At 64.7% G+C, this 20,455-nt stretch carries 25 protein-coding genes; 18 read left to right on the forward strand and 7 right to left on the reverse strand.

Translation table 11 applies throughout. The annotated features are described in order from the left end of the window. Positions 1 to 122 precede the first annotated feature (122 nt). Genes C2U70_RS29320 through C2U70_RS29330 form a run of 3 tightly spaced genes read right to left on the reverse strand, consistent with a single transcriptional unit; the run spans position 123 to position 3,215 of the window. Positions 123 to 956 carry an ABC transporter ATP-binding protein gene (locus C2U70_RS29320; protein ID WP_140982116.1) on the reverse strand — a complete coding sequence of 278 codons (834 nt, stop codon included), beginning with the start codon at positions 954 to 956 and terminating at the stop codon, positions 123 to 125. Beyond that, positions 953 to 2,278, reverse strand: coding sequence for a high-affinity branched-chain amino acid ABC transporter permease LivM (gene livM, locus C2U70_RS29325; RefSeq protein WP_140982117.1), 1,326 nt, complete (start codon positions 2,276 to 2,278; stop codon positions 953 to 955). The genes C2U70_RS29320 and livM overlap by 4 nt, the downstream gene beginning before the upstream one ends. Positions 2,279 to 2,288: 10 nt before the next feature. After that, the gene (locus C2U70_RS29330) at positions 2,289 to 3,215 is read right to left on the reverse strand and encodes an ABC transporter permease subunit (RefSeq protein ID WP_140982118.1); all 927 of its coding nucleotides are present in this window, start codon (positions 3,213 to 3,215) and stop codon (positions 2,289 to 2,291) included. A gap of 251 nt (positions 3,216 to 3,466) precedes the next feature. On the opposite strand from C2U70_RS29330, the gene C2U70_RS33260 reads away from it, so the two are divergent. Both C2U70_RS33260 and C2U70_RS29335 read left to right on the forward strand, forming a co-directional pair. Continuing rightward, positions 3,467 to 3,631 carry a hypothetical protein gene (locus C2U70_RS33260; protein WP_186294550.1) on the forward strand — a complete coding sequence of 55 codons (165 nt, stop codon included), beginning with the start codon at positions 3,467 to 3,469 and terminating at the stop codon, positions 3,629 to 3,631. Positions 3,632 to 3,840: 209 nt separating this feature from the next. Next, a complete protein-coding gene (locus tag C2U70_RS29335; protein WP_140982119.1) occupies positions 3,841 to 4,365 on the forward strand; it encodes a hypothetical protein in 525 nt (174 codons plus the stop codon). A gap of 84 nt (positions 4,366 to 4,449) precedes the next feature. On the opposite strand, the gene pcaD is transcribed toward C2U70_RS29335, so the two are convergent. Next, positions 4,450 to 5,232, reverse strand: a complete 783-nt coding sequence (gene pcaD, locus C2U70_RS29340; protein WP_140982120.1) for a 3-oxoadipate enol-lactonase — start codon at positions 5,230 to 5,232, stop codon at positions 4,450 to 4,452. A 220-nt stretch (positions 5,233 to 5,452) separates the two neighbouring features. Between pcaD and C2U70_RS29345 the strand changes: the two genes are divergently transcribed. The 11 genes from C2U70_RS29345 (at position 5,453) to adhP (ending at position 14,653) form a co-directional block, all read left to right on the forward strand. After that, positions 5,453 to 5,899 carry a CoxG family protein gene (locus C2U70_RS29345; protein WP_140982121.1) on the forward strand — a complete coding sequence of 149 codons (447 nt, stop codon included), beginning with the start codon at positions 5,453 to 5,455 and terminating at the stop codon, positions 5,897 to 5,899. Positions 5,900 to 6,044: 145 nt separating this feature from the next. Continuing rightward, positions 6,045 to 6,530 carry a (2Fe-2S)-binding protein gene (locus tag C2U70_RS29350; protein WP_140982122.1) on the forward strand — a complete coding sequence of 162 codons (486 nt, stop codon included), beginning with the start codon at positions 6,045 to 6,047 and terminating at the stop codon, positions 6,528 to 6,530. Between the two features lie 39 nt (positions 6,531 to 6,569). Then, the gene (locus tag C2U70_RS29355; RefSeq protein WP_140982123.1) at positions 6,570 to 7,376 is read left to right on the forward strand and encodes an FAD binding domain-containing protein; all 807 of its coding nucleotides are present in this window, start codon (positions 6,570 to 6,572) and stop codon (positions 7,374 to 7,376) included. A 48-nt stretch (positions 7,377 to 7,424) separates the two neighbouring features. Next, positions 7,425 to 8,330 carry an AAA family ATPase gene (locus C2U70_RS29360; protein WP_140982124.1) on the forward strand — a complete coding sequence of 302 codons (906 nt, stop codon included), beginning with the start codon at positions 7,425 to 7,427 and terminating at the stop codon, positions 8,328 to 8,330. A 129-nt stretch (positions 8,331 to 8,459) separates the two neighbouring features. After that, positions 8,460 to 9,662, forward strand: coding sequence for a vWA domain-containing protein (locus tag C2U70_RS29365; RefSeq protein ID WP_140982125.1), 1,203 nt, complete (start codon positions 8,460 to 8,462; stop codon positions 9,660 to 9,662). Positions 9,663 to 9,672: 10 nt separating this feature from the next. Next, a complete protein-coding gene (locus C2U70_RS29370; RefSeq protein ID WP_140982126.1) occupies positions 9,673 to 9,996 on the forward strand; it encodes an XdhC family protein in 324 nt (107 codons plus the stop codon). A gap of 2 nt (positions 9,997 to 9,998) precedes the next feature. Beyond that, entirely contained in the window at positions 9,999 to 10,700 is a 702-nt protein-coding gene (locus C2U70_RS29375; protein WP_140982127.1) for an XdhC family protein, read from the forward strand. Next, positions 10,697 to 12,301 carry an NTP transferase domain-containing protein gene (locus C2U70_RS29380; protein ID WP_140982128.1) on the forward strand — a complete coding sequence of 535 codons (1,605 nt, stop codon included), beginning with the start codon at positions 10,697 to 10,699 and terminating at the stop codon, positions 12,299 to 12,301. The genes C2U70_RS29375 and C2U70_RS29380 overlap by 4 nt, the downstream gene beginning before the upstream one ends. 237 nt (positions 12,302 to 12,538) lie before the next feature. Further along, entirely contained in the window at positions 12,539 to 12,928 is a 390-nt protein-coding gene (locus C2U70_RS29385) for a DUF4189 domain-containing protein (protein WP_140982129.1), read from the forward strand. 157 nt (positions 12,929 to 13,085) lie between these two features. Beyond that, entirely contained in the window at positions 13,086 to 13,496 is a 411-nt protein-coding gene (locus tag C2U70_RS29390; protein WP_140982130.1) for a DUF2000 family protein, read from the forward strand. A 131-nt stretch (positions 13,497 to 13,627) separates the two neighbouring features. Continuing rightward, on the forward strand, positions 13,628 to 14,653 hold the full coding sequence (gene adhP / locus C2U70_RS29395) for an alcohol dehydrogenase AdhP (RefSeq protein ID WP_140982131.1): 1,026 nt from the start codon (positions 13,628 to 13,630) through the stop codon (positions 14,651 to 14,653). Positions 14,654 to 14,657: 4 nt separating this feature from the next. Here the strand turns inward: adhP and C2U70_RS29400 are convergent, their stop codons facing one another. From C2U70_RS29400 to C2U70_RS29410, 3 genes are read right to left on the reverse strand one after another with little or no spacing between them, the layout of a single operon-like run. Continuing rightward, a complete protein-coding gene (locus C2U70_RS29400) occupies positions 14,658 to 15,071 on the reverse strand; it encodes a GFA family protein (protein ID WP_140982132.1) in 414 nt (137 codons plus the stop codon). A gap of 15 nt (positions 15,072 to 15,086) precedes the next feature. Next, complete coding sequence (locus C2U70_RS29405; RefSeq protein WP_140982133.1) at positions 15,087 to 15,548, reverse strand: SRPBCC family protein; 462 nt, start codon at positions 15,546 to 15,548, stop codon at positions 15,087 to 15,089. Beyond that, positions 15,545 to 15,880 carry an ArsR/SmtB family transcription factor gene (locus tag C2U70_RS29410; RefSeq protein ID WP_140982134.1) on the reverse strand — a complete coding sequence of 112 codons (336 nt, stop codon included), beginning with the start codon at positions 15,878 to 15,880 and terminating at the stop codon, positions 15,545 to 15,547. The genes C2U70_RS29405 and C2U70_RS29410 overlap by 4 nt, the downstream gene beginning before the upstream one ends. A gap of 110 nt (positions 15,881 to 15,990) precedes the next feature. On the opposite strand from C2U70_RS29410, the gene C2U70_RS29415 reads away from it, so the two are divergent. The 5 genes from C2U70_RS29415 to C2U70_RS29435 all read left to right on the forward strand — a co-directional run. Then, the gene (locus tag C2U70_RS29415) at positions 15,991 to 16,668 is read left to right on the forward strand and encodes a TetR/AcrR family transcriptional regulator (protein WP_140982135.1); all 678 of its coding nucleotides are present in this window, start codon (positions 15,991 to 15,993) and stop codon (positions 16,666 to 16,668) included. Then, positions 16,665 to 17,462: an HlyD family secretion protein gene (locus C2U70_RS29420; RefSeq protein ID WP_140982136.1), complete on the forward strand. Its 798-nt coding sequence runs from the start codon at positions 16,665 to 16,667 to the stop codon at positions 17,460 to 17,462. The genes C2U70_RS29415 and C2U70_RS29420 overlap by 4 nt, the downstream gene beginning before the upstream one ends. Further along, complete coding sequence (locus tag C2U70_RS29425; protein WP_140982137.1) at positions 17,462 to 18,400, forward strand: ABC transporter ATP-binding protein; 939 nt, start codon at positions 17,462 to 17,464, stop codon at positions 18,398 to 18,400. Before C2U70_RS29420 ends, C2U70_RS29425 begins: the two co-directional genes overlap by 1 nt. Positions 18,401 to 18,402: 2 nt before the next feature. Next, complete coding sequence (locus C2U70_RS29430; protein ID WP_186294552.1) at positions 18,403 to 19,560, forward strand: ABC transporter permease; 1,158 nt, start codon at positions 18,403 to 18,405, stop codon at positions 19,558 to 19,560. A gap of 36 nt (positions 19,561 to 19,596) precedes the next feature. After that, the coding region (locus C2U70_RS29435) for an adenylate/guanylate cyclase domain-containing protein (protein WP_140982139.1) at positions 19,597 to 20,455 on the forward strand (859 nt) is incomplete at its 3' end.

A 20,455-nucleotide genomic window follows, 5' to 3' on the forward strand; every position in this document is an offset into this window, starting at 1 on the left:
CGTGGATGCCCGGGACAAGCCCGGGCATGACGAGTCTGTGTCGCTTGCATCTCGAACCATCGCGGTCAGCGCATGTGATTGCCATGCCTTCCAGGGGGAGGTGGATTTGCTGCGCGTCGCCGTCACGACCCGCTCTCCATCACGGCGATCGCTTCCTCTTCGTCGGCGCCGAGATAGGCCGCGATCACCTTGGGGTCGTCGCGGACTTCGCGCGGCGAGCCTTCGGAGATCTTGACGCCGTGGTCCATCACCACGATGTGGTCGGAGATCTCCATCACGACCGACATGTCATGCTCGATCAACAAGATGGACGTACCCCGGTCGCCGCGGATCGAGAGCAGGAGCTCGCTCAGGGACGCGCTCTCGCGCGCGTTGAGGCCGGCCGCGGGCTCGTCGAGGCACAATAATGCAGGCTCGGTGCACATCGCGCGGGCAATTTCGAGCCGGCGCTGATCGCCATAGGCGAGGTTGCCGGCGGCATCATCGGCGCGGTCGAGTAGGCCGACGCGCTTGAGCCAGTCGGCGGCGAGATCGATCGCGCGCTTCTCGGCGTCGCGATAGGACGCCGCGCCGATCAGACCGAGAAAGGTGAGGCCGGAGGCGCGCATCAGCATGTTGTGCTGGGCCACCATCAGGTTCTCCAGCACGGTCATGCCTGGAAACAGGCGGATGTTCTGGAAGGTGCGGGCGACCTTGGCCTGCTTGGCGATGCGGAAATCGTTGAGCCGCTCGAGCGCGATCTCTTTGCCGTCGTCATGGGTGAGGCGGATGGTGCCGCCGGTCGGCTTGTAGAAGCCGGTGATGCAGTTGAAGACGGTGGTCTTGCCGGCGCCGTTCGGGCCGATCAACGCCGTGATCTTGCGCGGTTCGGCCGAGAACGACAGCTCCTGCACGGCGACGATGCCGCCGAAGCGCATGGTCAGCCCGTTGACGTCGAGGATCTTTGCGGCGCTCATCCGTGGCCCTCCTTCACGAGGTCGGAGGAGATCGCCTGTGCCTTCTTCAGGTACACGGTGGGTGCGCGGTGGCCGATCAGGCCGCGCGGCCGCCAGATCATGATCAGCACCATGGCCATGCCGAACACCAGCATGCGGTAGTGCTCGAGGCCCCGGAACAGCTCGAAGCCGCCGATCATGGTCAGCGCCGCAAGCGCAACGCCAAGCTGCGAGCCCATGCCGCCGAGCACGACGATGGCGAGCACCAGCGCCGATTCCTGGAAGGTGAAGGATTCCGGGCTGATGAAGCCCTGGCGTGTCGCAAAGAACGCGCCGGCGAAGCCCCCGAACATCGCACCCGTCGCGAACGCCGTGAGTTTCGTTGTCGTGGTGTTGATGCCGAGCGCGCGGCAGGCGACCTCGTCCTCGCGCAGCGCTTCCCAGGCGCGGCCGATCGGCAGGCGCCGCAGCCGGATCGTCACCCAGTTGGTGAGGAGCGCCAGCGCCAGGATCAGATAGAACAGGAAGACGATGCGGTGGGTCGGCGAGTACTCGATGCCGAGCTTTGCAGCGAGCCCGTCGTCGCTGTTGTCGAGCGGAATGCCGAACAAGGTCGGCCGCGGGATGCCGGAGACGCCGTTCGGGCCGCCGGTCAGATCCTGCCAGTTGATGATGACGAGGCGGATGATCTCGCCGAAGGCGAGCGTCACGATGGCGAGATAGTCGCCGCGCAGCCGCAGCACGGGGAAGCCGAGCAGCACGCCCCAGAAGGCGGCGAGGATGCCGGCGAGCGGCAGGCAGATCCAGAACGACAAGCCGAAATTGGTTGCGAGCAGCGCGTAGGAATAGGCGCCGACCGCATAGAAGGCGACGTAGCCGAGGTCGAGCAGGCCTGCGAGCCCGACCACGACGTTAAGGCCCCAGCCAAGCATTACATAGGTGAGCACGAGGATGCCGAGGTCGAGAATGTAACGCTGGTCGTAGAAGATGACCGGCACCAGGAAAGTGAAGATCAGCAGCGCAGGCGCCACATAGCGCCCGATGAACGACACGCCGTTCTGCACGGCGGCAGGCACCAGTTTCTCTGCGCCGGTGGGACCGATCCATTGCCGCAACAGTTCGATGACGATCGAGCCGCCGAACACGGCGCCGACCAGCGAGGCAAGCTCGCCGAACCGCGTCCAGTAGGTGAGCTGTCCGTCCTGGCCTGCCTCGGTGCGGATGCCGATCATCAGCGAGAACAGCACGAGCGCGACGAGGGCGCTGAGGAAGGCTTTTTTCAGAATGAAGGGAATGCCGGCGGTGCGACTTTTCGGAGCGGTGTCGTGCGGGAGAACTGTCACGCGGGGCCCGTCAGACTTTTTCGACTTCGGGGCGGCCGAGCAGGCCGGTCGGCATGAAGATCAGGACCACGATCAGGATCGAGAACGCCGCGACGTCCTTGTACTCGACCGAGAAGTAGGCCGACCAGAACGTCTCGATCAGGCCGATGGCGAGCCCGCCGAGCATCGCGCCCGGCAGCGAGCCGATGCCGCCGAGCACCGCCGCCGTAAACGCCTTGATGCCGGCCACGAACCCCATGAAGAAATCGACCAGGCCGTAATAGAGCAGGTACATCAGGCCGGCGACCGCGGCGAGCGCTGCGCCGATCACGAAGGTCATGGAGATGGTGCGGTCGACGTCGACGCCGAGCAGCGCCGCCATGGTCTGGTCCTGCTCGCAGGCGCGCATGTCGCGCCCGAGCCGCGTCCGCGACACCAGCCAGGTGAAGACCGCCAGCAGCACGATGGTGGTGATGACGACAACGATCTGGATATTGGAGAGCTGGATCACAAACCCGTCCGCGCTCTCATGCAGCGTATGGCCGCCGGTGATGAGCGGCGGGATCGGCTTGACGCGGGCGCCCTGCGCCACTTGCGAGTAATTCGTCAGCACGAAGGACATGCCGATCGCCGACAGCATCGGCGCGAGACGGAAAGAGTGGCGCAGCGGCCTATAGGCGATGCGCTCGACGGTCCAGCCATAGAGCGCGGTGATCGCCATCGAGACCAGGAGCACGATCAGCAGGATCACAGGAACGGTGGTGAGGCCGATCGAGACCAGGATCAGGAACGTGATCAGCGCGATGAAGCCGCCGATCATGAAGATGTCGCCATGGGCGAAATTGATCATGCCGACGATGCCATAGACCATGGTGTAGCCGATGGCGATCAGGCCGTAGATCGAGCCGAGGACGAGGCCGTTGATGAGCTGCTGGGCAAAGTAGTCGAAATGGTCCATGGGCTGCCGCTACCAAACCTGACGCGCATCAAGGGAGTTTTGGGCCCCGGCAGCCCGTACGCAGCGCGTCATCCGGTTTTTGTAACAGGAGGGAACTGGCGGCGGCAACAGGTGGCACGCGTCATAAAGGCTTGTGCAGGGTTTAGTTTTCGGACCTCGGTTCCCCCCGGAGCGAGGAACCCTGTTCCTGAGCAACCAATTCGAGTCCCGGCTGTTGGTCCGGTCCCGACTAGCAACATGGGAGTATCCCGATGTCGAACCAGAACCAGAACCCGGGCCAGCAAAATCAGAACCCGGGCCAGAAGCCGGGTCAGCAGCAGGGTGGCCAGAAGCCTGGCCAGCAGCAGCAGGACCCGTCGCGTCAGGGTGACAAGCCCGGCCAGCAGGGCGGCCAGCACAATCAGGACAAGCGCTAGTATCTCACCGCGTCAGTGGAGAGAACGAGCGAGAGCAGGCCCCGCCGAAAGGCGGGGCTTTTTCGTGCGCATACCGGGGCTTGTCCACAGGGGTTAAGGTAAACAGGGAGTTTAAATTGCCGCTCGAACTTGTCAGGAGTTAGCTGCCCGCCAAATCCGCCGGCGCAACATTGGAACGCGCCGCGGGATAACGAAGCGGGAAGCGGCAAATGTTTGGAAACTGGCGGATCGGTTCGGTCAACGGCGTGGTGCTGGCGGCCTATTTCATTCCGGCCTGGACGCTGGTGGCCTTCAACATCATGGTCGCTCCGGTGCATGGCATTTTTGAGCGGCCGAGTGTCGCGGTGGCGCTCTATATCAGCGATCACCTCCAGATGTCCGGCATGGACACGGTTCGCGCCGCCTGGCTGCTGGCGCTGGGCCGGCTGACCGTCGTGGCCTTCTTCGCCATTTCGCTGGCCCTGTTCGCCATCCCCCGGACCCGCAAGTCCGGCGCCAGCAACGAGGCGCTCGGCATTGCGCTCGCGATCGGCAGCCTGATCTCCTTTGCCAGCATGGTGATGGCCTCGAAGGTCGGCGAGATGGCCGCCCTGAGGCTGCATGCGACCGAACTCTTGTTGCTGCTGGGTGCGGCGGTGGTGCTGGTGGTCGAGCGGCCGGCCCAAACGAGGCCCGCAATTGCCGCGGAGCCGGCGGCGCTACCTGCTGCGATCCCGGCAGCCCGATCTGCCTGATATGTCAGGCAAAACTTCGGAAAACGCGCAAGTTGCCGGCCGCGCGCCGGCTACTGTGCATGGGGTTGTTTTCAACGCTTGTATTTAGCGCTGGGTCAAAAAGCCCACCACCGCATCGGTAAACGCATGCGGTTGCTCGACATTCGAGACATGGGCGGCGTCGAGGATGGTCATGCTCGCGCCGGGAATGCGCGAGCGGATGTACTCGCCGGCCGAGATCGGCGTCGACATGTCGTGACGGCCGGTGATCACGAGCGTCGGGCTTTTGATCTTCGGTAACAGCTCGCGCTGGTCGAGCGTCGACAGCGCCTCGCAGCAGGCGATGTAGCCTGCGACCGGCGTCGCCAGCATCATTGTCTTCATCCTCGCGGTGATCTCTGGCTCGCGGTCGCGAAAGTCCTGGGTCAGCCAGCCTGATATCACCGTATCAGCAACGGCCGCCATGCCGCCGTCCCTGACCGCCTTGATGCGCTCCAGCCATCGCGTGGGGTCGGGATAGTGGCAGGCAGTGTTGGCGAGGATGAGCTTGCCGAACCGCTCCGGCGCGTTGGCGCCCAGCCATTGCCCGACCATGCCGCCCATCGACAGCCCGCACCAATGCACCTTCTCGATGTTGAGGTCGTCGAGGATCGCGAGCACGTCGCGGCCGAACCGCTCCATCGAATAGGGGCCGGGCGGGACCTGCGACTTGCCATGGCCGCGGCGGTCGTAGCGGATGACGCGGAAGACCTGCGTCAGCGCCTTCATCTGCGGCTCCCACATCTGCAGCGTCGCGCCCAGCGAGTTGGAGAGCATGAGGGTCGGCCCGCCGTCACGGCCCTCGACGGAGACGTTGAGCAGGCAGCCGTCGGCATCGATCATGGGCATGGGACGTCCTCTCGCGGCTGGCGAACCGAATCGGTCGCGATCATGGAGTGCCGGCAAGGGAGGGGCAATGTCCGGCCGCGCCTGCCAGATCGCCAGGCGGCGCTGCAAGCCTTTCGCGGCTGCGAATATGCATTGCACGTGATCCGGAGGCGCCCTTCCTTTTGCCGCGCGCGTGCGTTACTTGAGCACCCCTGAGCAAGGCGATCTGCGGAGGCACCCCATGGCCATGACGATGAACGGCGAAGTCCAGCTCGCGGCGCCGCGCGAGGCCGTGTGGGCCAAGCTCAACGATCCCGAGGTGCTGAAGGCCTGCATCCCCGGCTGCGAGGAGCTGGAGCGGACCGACGATGGCGGCTTCCGTGCGGTCGCCAAGATGAAGGTCGGCCCGGTGTCCGCGCGCTTCAAGGGCAAGGTGACACTGTCTGATCTCGACCCGCCGAACGGCTACAAGATCTCGGGCGAAGGCGAGGGCGGGGTGGCCGGCTTCGCCAAGGGCGGTGCGGTCGTGAAGCTCTCCGAGAAGGACGGCGGCACGCTGCTCGCCTACGACGTCGAGGCCCAGATCGGCGGCAAGTTGGCGCAGCTCGGCCAGCGCCTGATCAACGGCACCGCCAAGAAGCTCGCCGACGAATTTTTTGCGAATTTTGCCAAGGCGGTACAGGGCTAGCCACGAGGCCTGCCCTGCGCCTTAAGTCATAACTGCCTGCATATCGGGCAATGTTGCCCCTTGGCACAATGGCCCATATGATGGGTTGGAATAACTATAAGAAACCGCTTCGCCGGCCACGGCGGGGTGCTGACAGAGAGTCCTGATGGCCAAAATCTCCCTTATTGTGAACGGCAATCCCGTCAACGCTAACGTCGATCCGCGTACCCTGCTGGTGCAGTTCCTGCGCGAGAATCTGCGGTTGACCGGGACCCATGTCGGCTGCGACACCTCGCAGTGCGGCGCCTGCGTCGTGCATCTGGACGGCAAGGCCGTGAAATCCTGTACCACGCTCGCCGTGATGGCCGATGGCCATGAGGTCAAGACCATCGAGGGCCTGGCCGCCGACGGCGCGCCGCTGCACCCGATGCAGGAAGCTTTTCGCGAGCACCATGGCCTGCAGTGCGGCTTCTGCACGCCGGGCATGATCATGACCGCGATCGACATCGTGCACCGCAAGGGCAACGAGCTCGACGACCACACCATTCGCGAGGAGCTGGAAGGCAATCTCTGCCGCTGCACCGGCTACCAGAACATCGTGGCCTCGATTTCCGCCGGCGCGAAGGCGATGGCGAAATCCGATCTCGCGTAATCCGATACTCTCGCGCCTCCCGCGATCAGGAAATCCAAGATGTACGAATTCAAATATCATCGCCCTGCGACCGTGCGGCAGGCCGCCAATCTCCTGGTGAAGAACGAGGACGCCAAGGTGATCGCCGGCGGCCACACGCTGATCCCGGTCATGAAGCAGCGCCTCGCAAGCCCGCCGCATCTGGTCGATCTCTCCCACATCGAAGGCCTCGATACGATCGAGATGAAGGGCCGCTCGCTCGTCATCGGCGCGACCGCAAAACATGCAGAAGTCGCGAACTCCGCCATCGTCGGCGAGGCGATCCCTGCGCTGGCCGATCTCGCCAGCCAGATCGGCGATCCCGCCGTGCGCCACAAGGGCACGATCGGCGGCTCGCTCGCCAACAACGACCCGACCGCGGACTATCCGGCGGCCGTGCTCGCGCTGGGCGCGACCATCGTCACCAACAAGCGCCGCCTCAAGGCCGAAGAATATTTCCAGGGCCTGTTCACGACCGCGCTCGAGCCCGATGAGATCATCACCAAGGTGATGTTCCCGCTGCCGAAGAAGGCCGCCTACATCAAGTTCCGCAACCAGGCCTCGCGCTACGCGCTGGTCGGTGTGTTCGTGGCGCGGCGTCCGTCCGACGTGCGCGTGGCGGTCACCGGTGCGGGTTCGGAAGGCGTGTTCCGCGTCACCGCGTTCGAGGAAGCCCTGAAGAAGCGCTTCTCCTCGAAGGTACTCGACGGCATCAACGTGCCGGCGGAGGGCCTCAACAGCGACATCCACGGCAGCGCCGAATACCGCGCGCACCTCATCGGCGTGCTGACCAAGCGTGCCCTCGACGCCGCCAACGCCAAGGATTAGCTTGGCCTAATGACGGCCCCTTGAGGGCGTAGCGAGACTGGCTCTTACATGACTGCAGCGGCACTGCCGGCATCGGTCGATGCGATGCTCGAACTTTTGACCTCGCGCGGCTATCTCGCCGAGCGGTCGCTGGCGACGGTGACCTATCTGTCGCTGCGCATGGGGCGGCCGCTGTTCCTCGAAGGCGAGGCCGGCGTCGGCAAGACCGAAATCGCAAAGGTGCTGTCGGCAGCCCTCGGGCGGAAGCTGATCCGCCTGCAGTGCTACGAGGGGCTCGATGTTTCCTCCGCGGTGTACGAGTGGAACAGCGCCTCGCAGATGATCGCGATCCGGATGGCGGAAGCCGCCGGCGATACCGACCGCGACCAGCTCTCCTCGGACATCTTTGCCGACCGCTTCCTGATCAAGCGTCCGCTGCTCCAGGCGCTCGAGCCTGACGTCGCGGGGCCGCCGGTGCTGCTGATCGACGAGCTCGACCGCGCCGACGAGGCCTTCGAGGCGTATCTCCTGGAAATCCTCAGCGACTTCCAGGTGACCATCCCCGAATTCGGCACGGTGAAGGCCCCGCACCCGCCGATCGTGATCATCACCTCCAACCGCACCCGCGAGATCCACGACGCCCTGAAGCGTCGCTGTCTCTACCACTGGGTGGATTACCCGTCCGCCGAGCGCGAGCTCGCGATCGTCAAGACGCGCGTGCCCGGCATCTCGGCAAAGCTGTCGCAGCAGGTCGTGCGCTTCGTGCAGGCGCTGCGCAACCAGGATTTCTACAAATCGCCGGGCGTCGCCGAGACCATCGACTGGGCCACCGCGCTCTCTGAGCTCGATGCCCGCTCGCTGACGCCGCAAGTGGTCGGCGACACCTTGGGCGCGCTGCTCAAGTACCAGGACGATATCGTGCGGATGCAGGGCGACGCCTTGCAGAAGGTGCTCAAGGACGCGACGAGCGACTAGCCGTCATTCCGGGGCGCGCGTGAGCGCGAACCCGGAATCCATCGGGCCGCGGAGACGGTGGATCAATGGATTCCGGGCTCGCGCCCAAGAGGGCGCGCCCCGGAATGACGAGGGGATGGATACGAGACGATGGCCATCAATCACCTTGCGCCTGAAAAAAATGAGCAATTCGCCGACAACCTCGTCGGCTTCGCCCGTGCATTGCGCGCGGCGGGGCTCCCCGTGGGTCCCGGCTCCGTCATCGATGCGGCCAACGCGCTGCAGGTGATCGATATCGGCAGCCGCGCCGACGTCTTCACGACGCTGGAGGCGATCTTCGTCAAGCGCCATGAGCATGCGCTGATCTTCAAGCAGGCCTTCAACCTGTTCTTCCGCGCTTCCGAGGAGTGGAAGCATCTGCTGGATTCGGTGCCGCTGCCCGATCACGCCAAGAAGAAGCCGCCGCCGGCCTCGCGCCGCGTCCAGGAGGCGATGTCGCAGCCGCAGATGACGGAGACGCCGCAGCAGCAGGAGCAGGATCTGCGGCTGTCGGTCTCCGACAAGGAAATCCTTCAGAAGAAGGATTTTGCGCAGATGAGCGCGGCCGAGATCAGCGAAGCCCTGCGTGCCGTCGAGCGGATGAAGCTGCCGCAGGCCGAGCTTTTGACGCGCCGGCATCAGCGCGATCCGCATGGCCTGAGGCTCGACCTGCGCCGCACGTTGCGCGCGTCCTTTCGCACCGGCGGCGATATCGTCGATATCCATCGCCTCGGTCGCATCGAGAAGCCGGCGCCGATCGTTGCGCTGCTCGATATCTCCGGCTCGATGAGCGAATACACCCGCCTGTTCCTGCACTTTCTCCACGCTATCACCGATGCGCGCAAGCGCGTCTCGGTGTTCCTGTTCGGCACCCGTCTCACCAACGTCACCCGCGCGCTGCGCCAGCGCGATCCGGACGAGGCGCTGGCGAGCTGCTCGGCCTCGGTCGAGGACTGGGCCGGGGGCACGCGGATTTCGGCCTCGCTGCACAACTTCAACAAATTGTGGGCGCGGCGCGTGCTGAGCCAGGGCGCCATCGTGCTGCTGATCTCGGACGGGCTGGAGCGGGAGGCCGATTCCAAGCTCGCTTTCGAGATGGACCGGCTGCACCGCTCCTGCCGCCGCCTGATCTGGCTGAACCCGCTGTTGCGCTTCGGCGGCTTCGAGGCCAAGGCGCAGGGCATCAAAATGATGCTGCCGCACGTTGACGAATTCCGCCCGGTGCATAATTTGAGTTCGATCCATGAGCTGATCAGCACGCTCTCCCGGCCGCTGCCGCCGCATCACCGCAGCCTGATCCGCTCCGCAGCTTGAGAGGCCAGCCATGCTCGATCGCGACGAGGACATCCTGAAGGCGGCGGAAGACTGGCAGAAGGCCGGCCATGGCGTCGCGCTGGCAACCGTTGTCGAGACCTGGGGCTCGGCGCCGCGGCCAGCAGGCTCGAGCCTCGTGATCAACGACGACGGCACGTTCCTGGGCTCAGTCTCCGGCGGTTGCGTCGAGGGCGCCGTGGTCACCGAAGCCATGGACGTGATCCAGAGCGGCAAGCCAAAAATGCTGGAGTTCGGCGTCGCGGATGAGACCGCCTGGAATGTCGGACTGTCCTGCGGCGGCACCATCCGGGTCTTCGTCGAGAAGGTCGGCTAGCCGTGAAGCTCGCAATTTTGCACGAACTCAATGCCGAGCGCGCCGCGCGCCGCCCGGCTATTCTCGTCACCGACACCGAGAGCGGCGAGCAGCGCCTGGTGAAAGCGCAGGATTTCGCCAAGGACCCGCTGCGGGCCGAACTGGAAAAGCAACTTCGTATGGGCAAGAGCGCCAATGTCGAAGTCGGCGGCAAAAAGCTGTTCCTCAACGTCTACGCGCCGACCGCAAAGCTCGTGATCATCGGCGCGGTCCATATCAGCCAGGCGCTGGCACCGCTGGCGCGCTCGCTCGGTTACGACGTCACCGTTGTCGATCCGCGAACGGCCTTTGCGAGCCCCGAACGTTTCCCGGATATTCCTCTGGTCGCCGACTGGCCCGACGTGGCGCTGCCGCCGCTCAACGTCGATGCCTACACCGCCTTCGTCGCGGTGACGCACGATCCAAAAATCGACGATCCGGCGCTGCTGCATGCCTTCGAGCGTAACTGCTTCTATATCGGGGCGCTCGGCTCGCGGAAGACGCACGCCAAACGCGGAGACCGGTTGCGGGCGCAGGGCGCAAAGGACTCTGATATCGCACGCATTCACGCGCCCATTGGCCTTTCGATCGGCGCAGTCTCGCCGTCGGAGATCGCGGTAGCAATCATGGCCGAGATCACGGCGGTGCTTCGCCTGCCACCAAAAGAAAAAGAAGAAGCGGCATGAAGTTTGGCCCGGCGAGTCCCAAGGATGCGATTGGCGGGGTAACCGTCCACACCCTGCGTCAGGGACCGCTGGTGCTGAAGAAGGGCACGACGATCGGCCAGGAAGAGGTCGAGGCGCTGTCGCGTGCCGGCATCAAGGAAGTCGTCGTCGTGCGGATGGAGGCGGGCGACGTCACCGAGGACGCGGCCGCCGCCAGCATTGCGGAGGCCGTCGGCGGCGACGGCATCCATGTCGAGCGCGCCTTCACCGGCCGTGCCAACCTGTTTGCGGCGCGCCCCGGCGTGCTCGTGATCGACCGCCCCGCGGTCGACCGCATCAACAATGTCGACGAGGCCATCACCTTTGCGACGCTGTCGGCCTTCAAGCCGGTGGTCGAAGGCGAGATGGTCGGTACCGTCAAGATCATCCCGTTCGGCGTCGAAGGCGCCTTGCGCGACGCCGCGGTGAAGGCGGCGGGCCGCGACGTGCTGAAAATCGCGCCTTACGTCATCAAGCGCGTCGGTGTGGTCTCGACGCTGCTGCCGGGCCTGTCATCCAAGGTTCTCGATAAGACGCTGCGCGTCACCGCGGAGCGTCTCGCACCGGCCGGCGCCAGCATCATCGCCGAGCGCCGCGTGGCGCACGAGGAGAAGGCGCTGTCGGCGGCGATCAAGGAATTGCTCGCCCTCGGCGCCGAGCTCGTCATCGTGTTCGGTGCGTCTGCGATCGCCGACCGCCGCGACGTGATCCCGGCTGCGATCACCGAGATCGGTGGTGCGATCGAGCATTTTGGCATGCCGGTCGATCCCGGCAATCTCCTGCTGATCGGCCGCGCCGGCAGCGTGCCCGTGCTGGGCGCGCCGGGCTGCGCGCGCTCGCCGGTCGAAAACGGTTTTGACTGGGTGTTGATGCGGCTGCTCGCCGGCATCAAGGTGACGCGCGCCGAACTGATGGGCATGGGCGTCGGCGGTCTCCTGATGGAGATCGTGACGCGGCCGCAGCCGCGCGCAAAGCCCGAGATCGAGGGCAACAGCCAGGTCGCGGCGATCGTGCTGGCGGCGGGCCGCTCGACCCGGATGGGCGGGCCGAACAAGCTGCTAGCCGAGCTCGACGGCAAGAAACTGGTGCGGCTTGCAACCGAACAGGCGCTGGCCTCAAAGGCGTCAGAGGTGATCGTCGTCACCGGCCATCAGGCGGAACTGGTCGAGCAAGCGCTTAGCGGTTTGAACGTCAAATTCGTCCGCAATGCGGATTTCGCCGGTGGCATCGCAAGCTCGGTGAAGACCGGCATCGGCGCGGTCCCTTCGAGTTGCGACGGCGCCATCGTCTGTCTCGGCGACATGCCGCTGATCGATGCCCATCTGATCGACCGCATGATCGACAACTTTGCGCCCGATCGTGGCGGTCTCATCGTCGTGCCCGTCAGCGAGGGCCGCCGCGGCAATCCCGTGCTGTGGTCGCGCCGTTTCTTCAACGAGTTGATGACGCTCGATGGCGACATCGGCGCGCGCCATCTGATCGCCAAGCATGCCGAGGTCGTGGCCGAGGTGCCGGTGGAAGGCGAGGGCGCCTTCCTCGACATCGACACGCCGCAGGCGCTGGAAGCTGCAAGGCGGGGATGACGGTCTTGTAGGGTGGGTTAGCCTTGCGACTGCGCGAAGCGCAGTTCGCTGGGCGTAACCCACCTCTTTTCTTTCCAAGCATGGAGAAGTGGTGGGTTACGCCGCGCGGACCGCGCTTCGCGCAGCCGCGGGGCTAACCCACCCTACGATCCTGGCCGATTTCAACCACTCGTTCACCATCTAGAAACGACCGCCGCTTAGAGTCTCCTCCGCCTGCCTCGGGGGAGGGGAATTTCCATGGCTTCGACCGTCGTCGCGCGCCGCTGCGCGATGTTTTTCTTTGCGCTGTCCATTGTTTTGACGGGAGCCCGTTACGCCACGGAGGCGCATGCCGCCGGTGCCTTTGCGGTCGGCAAATGCGGAGCCTATGGCCAGGCCTATGATTTTCATGGCGAAGCCGCCGCGCGCGCCGCAGCCGCAAAGCAGTGCAAGGGCGATTGCACGACCGTGACCATGAAGCGCGCCTGTGCGGCGATGGCGGTCGATCTCGCCAACCCCTGCGGCGCCTATGGTTATGCCGTGAAGCCGCGGATTTCGAGCACGCTCAACGCCGCAACGCGCGAATGCTACAAATTCGGCGGCAAGGAATGCGTGATCCGCGCCTGGGCCTGCGACGCGAAGGGGTGATTCTCGTTGCCGTCATTCCGGGGCGATGCGACGGTACCGCGCGGAGCGCGGGCCCGGAGCATCGAGCCCGGAATCCATTTCTCAACCGACTGTGCGGCCTGATGGATTCCGGGCTCGCGCCAAGTGGCGCGCCCCGGAATGACAGTTGAGGATATTCATGCAATTCGACACCAAGATCGCCGTCGTCATCCGCACCGATCTCCAGGCCTGGCAAAAGCTCAACGTCGCAGCGTTTCTCACCAGCGGCATTGCCTCGGCCTATCCGGCGTGCATCGGCGACGCTTACGAGGACGCCTCCGGCACAAAATATCTGTCGCTGATCGGCCAGCCGATCCTGATCTACGGCGCCGATGGCCCGGCCCTGACGCGTGCGCTCGATCGCGCGCTGACGCGCAACGTGACGCCCGCGGTCTATACCGAGGACATGTTCAAGACCACGCATGACGCCGCCAATCGCGAAGCGGTGAGGGCGGTCGCGCGCACCGATCTCAATCTCGTCGGCATCGCCATGCGCGCCGAGCGCAAGGTGATCGACAAGATCGTCGACGGCTTGAAGTTTCATAGCTGACGCGAGCCGCTGTCACGCATCCGTCATCGATGCGGTTCCTCTTGCGCAAACTTTGTGCTGTTTGACTCCAATCAAGGGCGAATGGCCGGCGGCCGCTACATCTGCTCTGCGATGTGCAAGGGAGCAGACAGATGCCAACCATGAAAGCCGCAATCGTCAAGCAGTTCGGCAAGCCGCTGGTGATCGAGGCGGTGCCGGTGCCGCAACCGGGGCCCGGCGAGGTCTTGGTCAAGGTGAAGGCCTGCGGCGTCTGTCACACCGATCTGCACGCCGCCTCCGGCGACTGGCCGGTGAAGCCGGTGCCGCCCTTCATTCCCGGACATGAGGCGGCCGGCATCGTTGCCGAGCTCGGTCCTGGTGTCACCAATCTGAAAGTCGGCGATGCCGTCGGGGTCGCCTGGCTGCACGATGCGTGCATGGCGTGCGAATACTGCGAGACCGGCTGGGAGACGCTGTGCGAGCACCAGCACAATACCGGCTACAGCGTGAATGGCGGCTTTGCCGAATACGTCATCGCGCGCGCGGCGTTCGCGGCGAAGTTACCCGCGACGATCGACTTCGCTGGCGTCGCGCCGATCCTGTGCGCCGGCGTCACCACCTACAAGGGATTGAAGGAGACGGACGCGCGGCCCGGCGAGTGGGTGGCGATCTCAGGTGTCGGCGGGCTCGGCCATGTCGCGATTCAGTACGCCAAGGCGATGGGTCTGAAAGTCGTCGGCGTCGATATCGCCGAGGACAAGCTGGCGCTGGCGCGCGCGACCGGCGCCGACCTCGCGGTCAATGCGCTGGAGGCCGACGCCGTGGACAAGGTTTTGGCGGCAACGGGAGGAGGAGCGCACGGCGTGCTGGTGACGGCGGTGTCGACCGCCGCCTTTGCGCAGGCGCTGAAGATGGTGCGCCGGAAGGGCACCGTCAGCCTTGTCGGCCTGCCACCGGGCGAGTTTCCGACACCGATTTTCGACGTCGTGCTGAAGCGCATCACCGTACGCGGCTCGATCGTCGGCACGCGGCGCGATCTCGACGAGGCCATCGCGTTCGCGGCCGACGGCAAGGTCAAGGCCGAGGTGACCAAGGTCCCGCTCACCGCGATCAACGACGTCTTCGAGCGGATGAAGGCCGGCAAGATCGACGGCCGGATGGTGCTGGATTTTGGCTAGCGCCTCACATCGGCGGCATGCGCTCGAACTTTTGCAAGGCCGGGTCGAGATGATCCCATTCGTAGCCGCGCACCGCGTAGGTCACGACCTGCGGCTTGTAGCGGGCGGGATCGTCGAGGCTGGCGACACGGATGGTGAAGATGTCGGGCATCGCTGCGAAGGTCAGATAGACCGGTACGCCGCACTCAGCGCAGAAGCCGCGCGTCTTCACATTGCCGCTGTCACCGACCATGTCCCATGTCCTGGCCTTGCCGGTCAGCGTGACGCCGGCGCGCGCGAAGGTCATGTACGAGCCGTGGCCGCCTCCGCTCTCGCGCTGGCAATCCCGGCATTGGCAGTGATTGCTAAACAGCGGCTCACTGGCGATCGAATAGTGGATCGCGCCGCAGGCGCAGCCGCCGGTATAGGGTTTGTCCATCGTACTATCTCCCACTCACTGTTCGCCGCTGATCTCGTCGAGCCGGCGCAGGATTTTTGCCCAGCCCTCGCTCATGTTGCGGTAGGCCAGATCGTTCCTCGGCGTCACGAAGCCCGAATGTACCAATTGCACACGCGTGCCGGCTTCGACCGCGGAGAGCGTCCAGGTGACGACGGTGTCGAGCAGGGCGCCATAGCCTGTGTTGCCTGCATCGCCGCTCTTCCAGGCGTAGGCGAGGCGTCGGTTCGGCACGACCTCCAGCACCTTGCATCGGATCACGCCATCCCAGGCGCCGGCCGGTTTGATTTGAAACGTAAAATCCTTGCCTTCGGTCGCCTCAAAGCCGGTCGGCTGCATCAGCCAACGCCCGATCAGCTGCGCACTCGTCAGCGCCTTCCAGACCGTCGCCGTCGCGTGAGGGAAGACCTCGTCCAGAACGATGTCCTGTGTTTCGGATTTCAGCTCGGCTGCACTCACGGATCGATCTCCTTCAAGAGGTCACGCAGGTTCTGGAAACGCTCGCGCCAGAACACGCCGTAATGGTCCATCCAGGTGACCAGCGGCTCGAATCCCTGCGGCGCGGCGCGGTAATAGACGTTGCGGCCCTCGGCGCGTTCGGCGACGAGCCCCGCCTGTTTCAACGATTTCAGGTGTTGCGAGATCGCACCCTGGGTGACGCCGCTGCCGCGCGTCAGCTCGGCGACGGTGATCTCCCGGCTGTCGAAGACGCGCTCGAACACTGCGCGCCGCGTCGGATCGGCAAGGGCGCGCATCACGGTCGTCACGGGGTTGGAGGCTACTTGAGTCATGGCAATCAATTAGCAATGGCTAATTCATTAGTCAATACTAATTCGTTTGATCGCGCCGATGTGAAGGCCGCGCTGTTGACTATGACTGACCGGTCAGTCATGAATTAAGAATGACATTGAAACCGACCAAAACGGTCGTGGCGCCGGCGAACGGGACGAGCGGCACACGGGCCGAGCCGCCGTCCTCAAACCGTGCCGCACGCGCGGCGGAGCGGCGTCAGGCCATCATCGAGGCGGCGCTGGAGGAGTTCATCGCGCGCGGCTTTGCCGCGACGCGGCTCGACGACATTGCCAAGCGCGCCGGCGTCGCCAAGGGCACGATCTACCTGCACTTCAAGGACAAGGAATCGATGTTCGAGGAGCTCGTGCGGCTCGTCATCGTTCCCGTGGTCGAGCGGCTCACGAAACTGCCGCCGCCGGCCGGATCGGTGCGCGACCTCGTCGAGGTCTTTGCGAGCACCTTCCTGCGGGAGGTTGCCAGCACCAGGCGCGGCGATCTCGTCCGCCTGATCGTGGCGGAGGGGCCGCGCTTTCCGGCGGTGGCCGACTTCTACTACCGGGAGGTCGTGCAGCGCGGCATCGCCGGCATGCGCGCGCTGATCGAGCTCGGCATCGCTCGCGGGGAAATCCGCGAGAAGGGCCTGGCAAAATTTCCGCAGATCCTGGTCGCGCCGGTTTTGATTTCGGTGATCTGGCAGAGCCTGTTCGAGCGGCACGCGCCGCTCGACGCGCAAGCGATGCTGCGCGTCCATCTCGATTTGATTTTTGGCGAACGGAGGACGACATGACGTCGTCGCGGATATTTGGACTTGCATTGGTGATCGCGCTCGCGGGTGGCCTTGCCGGCTGCAAGGAAAAGCGCGATCCCGGTTTCCAGGGCTGGGTCGAGGCCGACATGATTTTCGTCAGCCCGGACGAAGCCGGTCGCGTGACCAAGCTCAACATCCGCGAAGGCGACGTTGTGAAGGTCGGCGATCACCTCTATTCCGTGGACGACGATCTCCAGTTGGCCGATCTCAACCAGAACAAGGCGACGCTGGCCAACGCGCAGCAGACCTATGATCGCGCGGCCCAGCTGAGCAGGACGGGTTCGGGCACGCAGGCCAATCTCGACTCCGCCGTGTCGAGCTTGCGGGTCGCCGAGGCGCGCGTGGCGACGTCGGAGACGCGGATGGCGCGGCGGAAGGGTTTTGCGCCGGTCGCGGGCAAGATTCAGCAGATCTATTTCCGTGAGGGCGAGATGGTCGCCGCGCAACGGCCGGTGCTCTCGATCATGCCACCTGGCAACATGAAGATCCGCTTCTTCGTCCCGGAGACCGAATTGCCAAAGCTTGCGATCGGTGACGAGGTGAAGGTGACCTGCGACAATTGCGTGGCCGACATCTCGGCGAAGATCTATTTCATCGCGACCACCGCGGAATATACCCCGCCGGTGATCTACAGCCTCGATGAGCGGAACAAGCTTGTCTACTTGATCCAGGCACGGCCCTCGCGGCCCGATGTGCTGCGCGTCGGCCAGCCTGTCAGCGTCTACCTGGACCCCAAAAAGCCTGAAGCCAATTCACCGGTGGCGGCCAAGTGATGAATGGCACGGCAACCAACAACGGCATCGTGATCGACGTCAAGGGACTGACAAAGTCCTTCGGCGGTCGCGAGGTCGTGCATGATTTGTCGATGCAGGTGAAGCGCGGCTCGATCTACGGCTTCCTCGGCCCCAACGGCTCGGGAAAGACCACGACGATCCGCATCCTCTGCGGGCTGCTCACGCCAGATAGCGGTGAGGGCACCTGCCTCGGATACGACATCCGCAGGGATGCCGAAAAGATCAAGCGGCAGGTCGGCTACATGACCCAGCGCTTCAGCCTCTACCAGGATCTCTCGGTGCGCGAGAACCTCGAATTCGTCGCGCGGCTCTACGGCATGCCAGACGCCCGCGGTGCGGCCCGCGAGATGATCGAGCGGCTCGGACTCTCCGGCCGCGAGGAGCAGCTCGCGGGCGAGCTCTCCGGCGGCTGGAAGCAGCGCCTGGCGCTTGGCGCCTGCACGCTGCCGAATCCGCAACTGCTGCTGCTGGACGAGCCGACGGCCGGCGTCGATCCCAAGGCCCGGCGCGATTTCTGGAACGAGATCCACGCGCTCGCAGCCGAGGGGCTGACCGTGCTGGTCTCGACCCACTACATGGACGAGGCCGAGCGGTGCCACGAGATCGCCTATATCGCCTACGGCCATCTGCTCGCGCACGGCACCGTGGAGCAGGTGATCGCGAAATCCGCGCTCACGACCTACACCGTCACGGGTGATCTGAACGGGCTTGCCGCCGAGCTTGCCGGCAAACCCGGCGTCGACATGGTCGCGCCGTTCGGCACCTCGCTGCACGTCTCGGGCCGCGACGTCGCCGCGCTCGAAGCCAGCATCGCGCCGTGGCGCGCGAAGGCCGGTCTGCACTGGCAGGCCTCGCATCCCTCGCTCGAAGACGTCTTCATCGAACTGATGAACCGCTCGAAGGACAATTTCCAATGAGCATGATCGGGACAACAGGCGAGCGGCGGGAGATCCGCGACCGCTTCGGCTTCTGGCGGCGCTCGTGGGCCATGGTGACGAAGGAATTCATCCAGCTCCGGCGCGACCGCGTGTCGTTTGCCATGATCGTGATGATCCCGGTGATGCAGCTCCTGCTGTTCGGCTACGCCATCAACACCACGCCGCACCATCTGCCGAGCGCCGTGCTGCTTCAGGAGGACAGCGATCTCGCCAGGTCCGTTCTGAAGGCGCTGGAGAACACCGCCTATTTCCGCTTCACGCGCGAGGTCCATGACGTCGATGAGTTCGACAACCTCCTGAAGTCGGGCAAGGTGCTGTTCGGCGTCGAGATCCCGCGCGGCTTCGAGCGCGCGGTGCGGCGCGGCGACAAGCCGGCGCTGCTGGTTGCGGCTGACGCGACCGACCCGATTGCCGCAAGTTCGGCCCTCGGTTCGCTCGGCATGCTGGTGCAGACCGCCTTGCAGCATGATCTCTATATCGGCGATCCGCCGAACTTGCCGTTCGAGATTCGGGCGCACGCGCGCTACAATCCGGCCGCGGAGTCGCGGCTGAACATCGTGCCGGGCCTCGTCGGCACCATCCTCACCATGACCATGCTGATCTTCACTGCGCTGTCGGTGACGCGCGAGATCGAGCGTGGCACGATGGAGAGCCTGCTGTCGATGCCGATCAAGCCGGTCGAGGTGATGCTCGGCAAGATCATTCCCTACATCCTCGTCGGATTCGTCCAGGCGTTTCTGATCATCAATATCGGGGTTTTCCTGTTTGGCGTGCCGGTGCTCGGCAGCCTGTTCCTGCTGGCGGCACTCTCGACCCTGTTCATCGCCGCGAACCTCGCGATCGGCTACACGTTCTCCACCGTCGCGCAGAACCAGCTTCAGGCGATCCAGATGTCGTTCATGTTCTTCCTGCCCAGCATTCTCTTGTCCGGTTTCATGTTCCCCTTCGCGGGCATGCCGGTCTGGGCGCAGTATCTCGGCGAAGGCCTGCCGCTGACGCATTACCTGCGCATCGTCCGCGCCATCATGCTGAAAGGGGCGACCATGCAGAACCTGGGCTACGACTCGCTAGCATTGACCGCTCTCATGCTGTTCGCCATGGCGATCGCCGTGATGCGCTTCCGCCGCACGCTCGATTGAGGCAAGATAAGCCTGAATCGGAGCGAAGGGGGAGTGATGGTCAGCTTTGCCAGCAGAAAAGCGCGGCTGCACGCTGCGATGTCCGCGGATTTCGAGCGCGAGCTGACGCGTGAGGTGCTGCGGACCGAGCTGTTGCGCGTCAGAGCGCTGATCGCGACCGGCTGCGTCATGCTCGTGTTCGTCACGATGATGTATCTCATCGATCCCGCCGTCGTGAACCGGGTCTGGCAGGGCGTGGAAGGGTTCGTCGAGATCTACGGCATCCTGATCGGCTTCATCCTGTTCGAGGTCTGGATCCACAGCCAGATCAGGCGCAATCTGAAGCTCGATAGCGATGTGCCGGTCGTCAAGCGCTACATCGGCACGCTGATCGAGACCTCGCTGCCGACCGTGATCCTGTTCCTTCAGATCCGGAGCATGGGGCCGAGCCAGGCGCTCGGCTTCGCGGTGCCGCTGATCTATTTCATCTTCATCATCCTCTCGACGCTGCGGCTCGATTTTTGGCTCTCGACCTTCACCGGATTCGTGGCGGCGGCCGAGCTTTTCACCATCGCGCTGATCTATGACGCCGTCAGCCCCGATGGCTTTCCCCAGATCTATCTCCACGCCGTGCGCAGCGTGATCATCTTGATCTGCGGCGTGCTCGCCGGCGCGGTCGGCGCGCAGCTTCGCCGCCAGTTTGCCGCGAGCATCGCGGCCGCGACCGCGCGCGACCGGGTCACCAATCTGTTCGGCCAGCACGTCTCGCCGCAAGTGGTGGAACGGTTGATGGCGGAGGGCACGAGCGCTTCCGGCGACATCAGGCGCGTCGCCGTGATGTTCGTCGACTTTCGCGGCTTCACCACCGGCGCCCAGTCGCGTTCGCCGCAGGAGGTGGTCGATCGTCTCGACGGTG

The organism is Bradyrhizobium guangdongense (assembly GCF_006483445.1).
In the GTDB taxonomy this organism is placed as follows: Bacteria; Pseudomonadota; Alphaproteobacteria; order Rhizobiales; family Xanthobacteraceae; genus Bradyrhizobium; species Bradyrhizobium guangdongense_A.